The organism is Archangium sp. (genome assembly GCF_036388035.1).
Taxonomy (GTDB): Bacteria; Myxococcota; Myxococcia; order Myxococcales; family Myxococcaceae; genus Archangium.
This window is the reverse complement of the sequence record NZ_DASVSO010000576.1, coordinates 1-8,337: the sequence shown is the minus strand read 5'-3', so window position 1 is coordinate 8,337 and position 8,337 is coordinate 1. Positions and strand designations below refer to the sequence as shown.

Below are 8,337 nucleotides of genomic sequence, written 5' to 3'. Positions count from 1 at the left end.
TCCCCGTCGCGGGGGACGAGGAGAGCTCCCGCCGGCTGGTGCGCTACCTGGGGCTGGCGTCTCATGACCTGCGGGGCTCCCTGGCCAACGTGCGCTCCTACGCGGCCCTACTGCTCAACGGCCGCATCCCGCTCGAGCCCAAGGCGAAGCGGGGCTTGGAGACCATCCTCCGGAACACGGACAAGGCCCTCGCCTTCGCCCAGGACTTCTTCGATTCGAGCCGGGCCGACCTCGGACTGCTGGCGTGCGAGAAGGAGCGGCAGCCGATCGAACCCCTGCTGGCCCACGCGGTGGAGCACCTCATCGAGCCGGCGGGCGCGGCGAGCGTGTCGCTGAGCCTGGAGCTGCCGAGTGGGCCCCTGCCCGAGGTGGACGTGGATGGAGGCCGCGTGCAGCACGCCGTGGAGGCCTTCATCCGCCACCACCTGCTGCACGTCCAGCCCGGGGAGCAACTCCGGGTGCGGGCCCGGCCCGACGATGGCGGCATCCGGGTGGAGGTGCGGCGCGACGGCGTGCCCCCGTCCGAGGAGGAAGCCGCGCTCACCTTCTCGCGCGAGGAGCGCGCCTTCCGGGAGAAGAAGCTGGAGGATCCGCTGCGCCTGTACCTCGCCCGGCAGGAGGTGGAGGCCCTCGGCGGAAGCGTCGGTGTCTCGACCGACGTGGGGGGAATCACCCTCTACCTTACAGTGCCTATCGCGCTCGCTACCTCGCCCGGCATGCAGCACTGAGCGCCCCTGTCGTCGTGCTGGCGACCCGCGCCCTCCGGGGCTATTCTGCCCGCGCCTTTGCCAAGGAGTGCGCGATGGGTCTGAAGATGTCCGAGATTCTGCTGATCATGGGGGTGCTCCTGCTCCTCTTCGGAAGCACGCGCCTGCCGCAGCTCGGCTCCGCGCTGGGCAGCGCCATCCGCAACTTCAAGCGCGGCTTCGGCGGGGAGGAGACTCCCGCCGCCGACAAGAAGCAGTCGGAGACGCTGGCCAGCGGCACCACGGTGGACAAGGACGTCAACGCGCGCAGCAGCCACCACGGCTGAGGCACCCCGCTGGCGGCACCCGCGTCCCACGCCCGATCGGCCTTCCCCCCGGGGAGAGGCAGATCGGGCGTTGTCGCTTTTGAAGCAGCCGGCCCGCCAGGGGCTCCTCAGTCCGAATGGCCTCCCTGATAGAGGCCGTCCAGCACCTGCTTGTACTTCTGGCTGACGAGCTTGCGCTTCACCTTGAGGCTCGGCGTCAGCTCGCCGGACTCCTGGCTGAAGTCCGCTTCGATCACCGCGAAGCGCTTGAGGGTGCTGTAGGAGGGCAGCTCCGCGTTCACCTTGTCGATGACCTCCTGCACCGCGGCCCGGATCTCCGGCCGCCGGCAGAGCTCGGCGTAGGTACCGGGCGTCACGCCCTTCTCCGTCAGCAGCTTGCGGGCGGGCTCCTCGGCCACGGTGATGAGCGCCACCAGGTACTGGCGCTGGTCGCCGTGGACCACGGCCTGGCTGACGAGCGGGAACGTCTTCAGCGCGCCCTCGATGTTCTGCGGCGCGACGTTCTTGCCGCCAGCGGTGACGATGATGTCCTTCTTGCGGTCGGTGATGCGGACGTAGCCCTCCACGTCCACCTCGCCGATGTCCCCGCTGTGGTACCAGCCATCCGCCTCGAGGTCCGCCGCCGTGGCCGCCTCGTTCTTGTAGTAGCCCTTCATCACCCCGGGGCCGCGGATGAGGATCTCCCCGTCGGGGGCGATCTTCACCTCGGAGCCCGGCATCGGCGGGCCCACGGTGCCGATCTTGATCTTCTCCGGCGGGTTGACGCAGGTGGCGGCGGACGTCTCGGTGAGGCCGTAGCCCTCCACCACCTTGTAGCCGATCAGATCGAAGAAGTAGGCGATCTTCCGGGACAGGGGCGCGCCGCCGGAGACGAACAGGCGCATGTTGCCACCCAGCTTCTCGTCGAGCGTCGCGCGCACCTTGCTGAACACCAGCTTGCGCGCCAGCGTGAGGCCCAGCATGGAGGGCTCGCGGCCCTGGTTCTTCGCCTCCACGTACTCGTCGAAGAGCGAGAAGGCCCAGCGGAACAGCCGGCCCTTCACCCCGGGCGCGGTGGAGCCGTTGGCCACCACCCCGTTGTAGACCTTCTCGAAGACGCGCGGCACCGCCGGGAGGATGGTGGGGTGCGTCTCCATGAGGTTGCCCATCAGCTTGTCCACCGACTCGGCGAAGACAAGCCGGAAGCCCATGGAGAGCCACGCGGCCTTCACCACCTGACCGAAGGAGTGCGCCAGGGGCAGGAACATCATCACCGAGTCAGCGGGCGTCATCACCCCGAGGTTCTTCACCCCGATGGCCTCGTAGGCCCAGTTGCCGTGGGTGAGGAGCACGCCCTTGGGGTCTCCCGTGGTGCCCGAGGTATAGATGATGCAGCAGGTGTCATCCGCCTTCACGGCGCCCACCCGCTCCTCGAAGCCACCGGAACGGGCCTCGTGGGCCTCGCGCCCCCGGGCCATCAGGTCCGCGAGCGTCACCTCCGCGTCGCCGCTGGCCGCGCCCTCGAAGAGCACCACCTTGCGCACGGTGGGGCACTCGGCGAGCTTCTGCCGCAGGCGGGTGATGCGCCCCGTCTGCTTGGCCGTCTTCTCGTCATGGTCCACGAAGACGAGCGACGTCTCGGAGTGGTTGAGGATGTAGCGGGCCTCGTCCGGCGTATTGGAGGCGTAGATGGGGACGGTGATGGCCTGCGCCGCGGAGATGGCCAGGTCGCACACCAACCACTGGAGGCTGGTATCGGCGAAGACGGCCACCCGGTCCCCGGGCTTCACGCCCTGGGCGAGGAGGCCGGCGGACAGCGCCTTCACGTCCTCGAGGATGCGGCCCCAGGTGACGTCCTCCCAGCGACCGCCCGTCTTCCAGCTCGCCGCGACCTTGGAGGGAGACTGCGCCCGTTGTAGCAACAGCTCGACGAGGTTGCGCGCCGGGGCATTGGATGTGTCGAGTTGGGTTTCAGCCCTCATTTGAGCTCCTCCTCAATGGCGGCCTGGACCTTCTTCGCCCACCCCTGGACGCGCTGACCCTCGGCCGGGTCATACCCCACGCTCCCCTGGGACACCTTGAGGATGGCCTCGTGCGCCTTCTTCTCTTCCCCATCGGCGAGCAGCGTCTCGGCCAGGTACAGCCAGGCCCGGAGCTGCTCGGGGTGCTTCGCGATGGCCTTCTGGAAGAGCGAGGCGGACTTCTTCAGGTCCCTCTTGGGCCAGGGTAGTTCATAGTAGTAACGCCCCTTGGCCAGCAAAGGTCCCCCGCGCTCGTACATCGGGTCGAGCTTCAGCGCGGCGTCCAGGCGCTCGTTGTATTTGCCCTCCAGCCCCTCGCCGAGTGCCGTGAGGATGCCCACCGCCTGCGAGTAGGAGCCGATGCCCACGGCCGCGAAGTACTGGCCCTCGACCCGGTCCGGCGCGAGCTTGCGGGCCTTGTCCCCGAGCTCCCACGTCTGCTTGCCCAGGTTCTTCTTCACCTTGGCGTCCGCGGCCCCGTCGGCCTGCCACTGCCGGAGGCGCGCCGCGCGCCACAGCACCTCATAGTCCTCGGGCGAGGCCTTCAGGGCCTGGGTCAGGGCCTCGTCGAGCTGCTTCACCGCGGCGGCCTCGCCTCGACGGGCGTACAGCGCATCCCACGACGACAGCTCCTCAGGGGTGGCGGCCAGGGCCGGCAGGCCCACCAGCACCAGAACGGCTAGCAAAATCGAGCGCATACACCGCGTGTTAGCATGCGCTTTCGCCCGTCAGCAATACGAGCGGCCAAACGACGGAGGCGGTACCCGCGGTGCGTGGAGCACCTCAGGTACCGCCCCGTTGGGTAGTGGACATGGACCCTGTCCTCGCGGTCAGGCCGCGTCCACTGCCGACTCCAGCAACGCCTGCTCCTCGTCCTGGTTGAAAGCCGCCAGGTAGCGCTCGAGGAAGTTCTTCGTCTTGAGCTCCACCTGCCGCACGCGCTCGCGCGAGACGCCCCAGCGCTGGCCCAGCTCCTCCAGCGTGCGCGGCTTGTCCTGCGTGAGCCGCTCGGTGAGGATGTCCCAGCCCAGGTCGCCAATGCGCTTGCGCACCTTGGCCAGGGCCTCCTGCACTTCCTCGTTCTGCTCGCGCGACAGGAAGATCTCCTGCGGAGAGGGTCCTCCGTCCTCGAGTCGATCCAGGAAGGTCGTCTCGCCCTCCTCGTCGATGCTCGCGTCGAGCGAGAAGTCCGTCATGCTGCCTCGCTCGGCTTCACCGCCGCGGACCTGGCTGCGGTTGTCCTTCAGGTAGCGGGTGATGTAGGCGCGGATCCACCACACCGCGTAGGTGGCGAAACGCACGTTCTTCTTGGGATCGAAGTGCTCGATCGCCTTCATCAGACCCACATTGCCTTCCTGGATGAGGTCATCCAGGCGGGCGCCACGGTTGGAGAATTTCTTCGCCACCGCCACCACGAACGCCAGATTGGACTGCGCGAGCAACTGCCGCGCCGATTCATCACCCTTGCGGGCACGCCCGGCCAGTTCGTACTCCTGCTCCCGGGTCAGCTGAGAATGATCCCCGAGGTGGCGCAGGTAGTGCGACAGGCCCTCGGCACCAAACTTCATCGTCCTGTTCGCCATGTTTCGCGTCCTCCGTTCCCTTCTGTCCGGACGCGCTCGCCCCCAGGTCCGCGTCCACATCCTCTAGGACGCACAACGGGCCATTGGGTTTCTCATTTCAGTTCCGGGGTATTTCTCCCGCTTACCCTGCCCACAAGCGGGCCAAGGGGTGTCACGAGAGCGTCACGGCCTTCACCCAAGTGGGGATCGGCCCTTTCAGCCCCGGGGGCTCGCGCATCCGCGTAAGACTAAGAACGCTTGGGCGCGGGAAAGATTTTCGCGGGGTTGAGCATTCCTGAAGGGTCGAAGAAGCCTTTCAGGCGGCGCTGGAGCTCCAGCACGGCCTCGGACTGCTCCAGCGCCAGATATTCCCGCTTGGCATGGCCCACCCCATGCTCGCCCGTGATGGTGCCGCCCATGGAGACGGTGAGCTCCAGCATCCGCTGGATGGCCGTCTCCACCAGGGCCCGCTGGTGCGGCCCCTCATAGAGGATGTTGGCGTGCAGGTTGCCGTCCCCCGCGTGACCATATGTGGCCACTGGCAAGCCCAGCTCCTCGCCCATCCGCTTGAGGGCCAGGATGATGTCGGGAATGCGGGACCGGGGTACCGCGATGTCCTCTGAAATTTTATGGGGCCGCAGGGTGCGCAGGGCCCGGGAGACCCCCCGGCGCGCCGCCCACAGCTTCTCGCGCTGGGACTCGTCCTGGGCGAGGAGGACCTCCTTCGCGCCGTGCTGCTCGCAAATTTCTCCGAGCCAGGCCAGCTCCGCGAAGAGGCCCTCCTCCATGTTGCCGTCCACCTCGGCGATGACGGCCGAGCCGGCCCCCGGCGGGAAGTTGAAGCCCCGGCCGTCCACCGCCTTGAGGGCCACGTCGTCGATGAGCTCCAGGGTGCGCGGGAGGATGCCGGCCGCGAGCACGGCGGTGATGGCGCGCGCGGCGGTGTGCACCGAGTCGAAGATGACGAGGGCCGTCTTCACGTGCCGGGGCTTGGGGATGAGCTGGACGGTGATCTCCGTGGCCACCCCGAGCGTGCCCTCGGAGCCCACGAAGAGGCCCACCAGGTCATAGCCGGCCACGCCCTTGATGGTGCGGCGGCCCACGCGGAGCACCTCGCCGCTGGGGAGCACCCACTCCAGGCCGATGACGTAGTCGCGGGTGACGCCGTACTTGAGCGCCCGGGGGCCTCCGGCGTTCTCCGCCACGTTGCCGCCCATCGTGCAGAACTCCCACGAGTTGGGATCCGGCGGATAGAAGAGGCCCTGGTCCTCCACGGCCTTCATCAGCTCGCCGGTGATGACGCCCGGCTGCAGCACGGCGGTGAGGTCCTCCACGGAGACGGAGAGGATGCGGTTCATCCGCTCCAGGCTCACCGCCACGCCGCCCATCAGGGGCAGCGAGCCACCACTCTTGCCGCTGCGCGCCCCGCAGGGCGTGAAGGGCACGCCGAGCGCCTGGCACGTGCGGAAGACGGCCGACACCTGCTCGGTGTTCTCGGGGAACACCACGAGGTCCGGCGGGTAGACGCCCGAGTCGGACTCGTCCTTGGAGTAGTTGGCCAGGGTGGCCTCGTCGCGGCACACCTGTCCGGGCGAGAGCGCCGCCACCAGCGCCGCGTGGGCCTGCTCCAGGAGCGCGGGCGTGGGACGGGGAGCGCCGCTCATCGCTTCGTGGCTCCCAGGCGCGCCCACAGCTCGCGGCGCAGCGCCCCGTCCTTGCGCAGCCGGCCTTCATAAGCCTCCGCGTGGGTGCGGGCGTCGCGCTGCCGGTCTCCCCGGATGCGCAGGCACGCCTGCTCCGCCTCGATGATGCAGGCGGTGGCGGAGCTGCCGAGCACGCGCGCCAGCGAGGAGGCCACCTCGCGCGCCAGGTCCTCCTGGAGGATGAGCCGGTGCGCGAAGCAGTCCACCAGGGCGCCCAGCCGGCCAAAGCCCACCACCCGCTTCGCCGGCACGTAGGCCACGTGCGCCCGGCCCTCGAAGGGCAACAGGTGATGCGGGCACATGGACTGGAAGCGCAGGTCCGTCACCACCACCATCTCTCCGGACGAGTGGGGAGGTGCCGGGAACGTCTCTCCCAGCGCCTCCTCGGGCGTGCGGCCGTAGCCGTCGAGGAACTCCTCCGCCCAGGCCTGGGCCACGCGCTCCGGCGTGCCCGCGAGGTTGGGGTCGTTCTTCAGCGGCAGGCCCGCCGCGCGCAGGAAGTCCTGGATGGCGGTGGCCATGGCCGCGCGGTCCGGCTTTCGGGGGTTTCCCACGGACGGAGCTCCTTGAGTCCTCTGATGCGTGATGCTTCGTCGGTCCTTCAGGGGGCGCGCAACCTACCCGAAGCCGCCACCTGAATCTCGTCCCCGATGACGCGCACCTCGTAGATGCGCACCCGCGCGCCCGGAGTCGTTGGGCTGTCGCCCGTGCGGACGTCGAAAGCCCAGGCGTGCAGGGGACAGTAGAGGAGGCACCCGTCCTGGTCCCCCTCCGATAGAGGCCCACCCCGGTGGGGACAGGCCTGCTGGAGGGCGTGCAGCCGGCCTTCCACCCGGATCAGCGCCACCGCCTCCTCTCCCAGGTGAATCACCGCCCTCCCCCGCTCGTCGAGATCCGCGAGGTGGGCCACGGGAATGAAGTGCTCGTCGGCCTGTCCGTTCATGAGTCGATCCTCAACGCACCGCGGTAGCCATCCCGTCCCCGCCTGAAGGCGGCGCGTGGCGCACGCGTCGCTCCCTTGACACCTCAGGAGGGGACCAGTAGAGCAACACACCTCCCGTCATCATCCTGCCTGATGCGACATCGAGCCCACATCGCCGCCGCTGGACGCCTCGCCGCCACGTTGCTGGTGGTGCTGTGGGTTGCCCAGCCGCTGCTCGGCATCGCGCACGCGCGGGAGCATGTCCACCGCTACTGCCCGACGCACCGGGCCTTCGAAGAGGGCTCGGCGGGTGGGTCCACGGCGCGTGTCGCGCAGGTCCGGGACTCGGGGGCCCTCGAGAAGCTGCCCCCCGCTTCCGTGGGGCCGCTGCGCCATGAGGAGTGTGCATTCATCTCGGCCAGCACCCGGGATGAGGTGGTCGGCCGCGCCGACGTGCGGCCCGTCGTCCAGGCCTGCCTCGAGGTGAGCCGTCCGGCCACCGCGCCGCCCCGGTCCCTGCACTCCCTCTCCGCCCTCGACACCGCCCCCAAGGCCTCGCCTCCGGCACACTCTTGGTGCCGTCGAAGCGAAGTCGTGGTTTGACGTCCGCCCTCGCGGGACGTCTGGTTTCGAGGAGCCTCTACCTGTGTCACCCACTTCGTGCCGGCTCGCCGGCCTCGCCGTTTCCCTCTCGCTGTGTCTCTCCCCCGCCGCCTGGGCCCAGACGTCGCCCGACGCGGGCACTCCTGACGCCGACGCCGGCACGCCCGCTGAAGGGGCCTCCGGGGAGATGTCCGCCGAGGACCTGAAGGCCATCGAGGAAGCGCTCGGCTCGGATGCCGCCGCGGCCACGAGCACCGGCAACGCGCCTGCTCCCACGCCCGCGCCCGCCGGGACCACCACCAGCTCGCCCACGTCCACCAGCGGGTGGACGTTCAATCCGGCGAACATCAACTACAAGGGGCTGGAGCTGTCCTTCGTCCTGGACGTGGCGGCGGCCGCCTTCACCTCGAAGGAGCCGCTGCAGACGGGCGGGCACGATCCTTCCGCCAACGGCTTCAACTTCCAGCAGCTGGAGATGTCGCTCAACACGTCGGTGGACCCGTACTTCCGCTTC

General features: G+C 69.1%; 9 protein-coding genes and 1 pseudogene. 4 read left to right on the top strand and 6 right to left on the bottom strand.

Features of this window, described 5'->3' with window-relative positions:
* Both VF697_RS23340 and VF697_RS23335 read left to right on the top strand, forming a co-directional pair.
* Positions 1 to 728, top strand: a 728-nt coding sequence (locus VF697_RS23340; protein WP_331098542.1) for a HAMP domain-containing sensor histidine kinase, incomplete at its 5' end; no start/stop codon positions are given.
* A 74-nt stretch (positions 729 to 802) separates the two neighbouring features.
* Positions 803 to 1,033: a twin-arginine translocase TatA/TatE family subunit gene (locus VF697_RS23335; protein WP_331098540.1), complete on the top strand. Its 231-nt coding sequence runs from the start codon at positions 803 to 805 to the stop codon at positions 1,031 to 1,033.
* Between the two features lie 107 nt (positions 1,034 to 1,140).
* On the opposite strand, the gene VF697_RS23330 is transcribed toward VF697_RS23335, so the two are convergent.
* From VF697_RS23330 to VF697_RS23305, 6 genes are all read right to left on the bottom strand, one after another.
* Positions 1,141 to 2,994, bottom strand: coding sequence for a long-chain fatty acid--CoA ligase (locus tag VF697_RS23330; RefSeq protein ID WP_331098538.1), 1,854 nt, complete (start codon positions 2,992 to 2,994; stop codon positions 1,141 to 1,143).
* Positions 2,991 to 3,731, bottom strand: a complete 741-nt coding sequence (locus tag VF697_RS23325; protein WP_331098537.1) for a tetratricopeptide repeat protein — start codon at positions 3,729 to 3,731, stop codon at positions 2,991 to 2,993. Before VF697_RS23325 ends, VF697_RS23330 begins: the two co-directional genes overlap by 4 nt.
* 132 nt (positions 3,732 to 3,863) lie before the next feature.
* Positions 3,864 to 4,616, bottom strand: a complete 753-nt coding sequence (locus VF697_RS23320; protein WP_331098535.1) for a sigma-70 family RNA polymerase sigma factor — start codon at positions 4,614 to 4,616, stop codon at positions 3,864 to 3,866.
* 227 nt (positions 4,617 to 4,843) lie between these two features.
* Complete coding sequence (locus VF697_RS23315) at positions 4,844 to 6,259, bottom strand: FAD-binding oxidoreductase (protein ID WP_331098533.1); 1,416 nt, start codon at positions 6,257 to 6,259, stop codon at positions 4,844 to 4,846.
* Positions 6,256 to 6,819, bottom strand: a complete 564-nt coding sequence (gene folE / locus VF697_RS23310) for a GTP cyclohydrolase I (RefSeq protein WP_331098544.1) — start codon at positions 6,817 to 6,819, stop codon at positions 6,256 to 6,258. The genes VF697_RS23315 and folE overlap by 4 nt, the downstream gene beginning before the upstream one ends.
* A gap of 80 nt (positions 6,820 to 6,899) precedes the next feature.
* Positions 6,900 to 7,241, bottom strand: coding sequence for a Rieske (2Fe-2S) protein (locus VF697_RS23305; RefSeq protein ID WP_331098531.1), 342 nt, complete (start codon positions 7,239 to 7,241; stop codon positions 6,900 to 6,902).
* A gap of 132 nt (positions 7,242 to 7,373) precedes the next feature.
* Here VF697_RS23305 and VF697_RS23300 point away from each other — a divergent pair, with 132 nt between their 5' ends.
* Positions 7,374 to 7,823 carry a hypothetical protein gene (locus tag VF697_RS23300; protein WP_331098529.1) on the top strand — a complete coding sequence of 150 codons (450 nt, stop codon included), beginning with the start codon at positions 7,374 to 7,376 and terminating at the stop codon, positions 7,821 to 7,823.
* Between the two features lie 43 nt (positions 7,824 to 7,866).
* Positions 7,867 to 8,337, top strand: a pseudogene (locus VF697_RS23295) (zinc-regulated TonB-dependent outer membrane receptor); the annotation flags it as partial.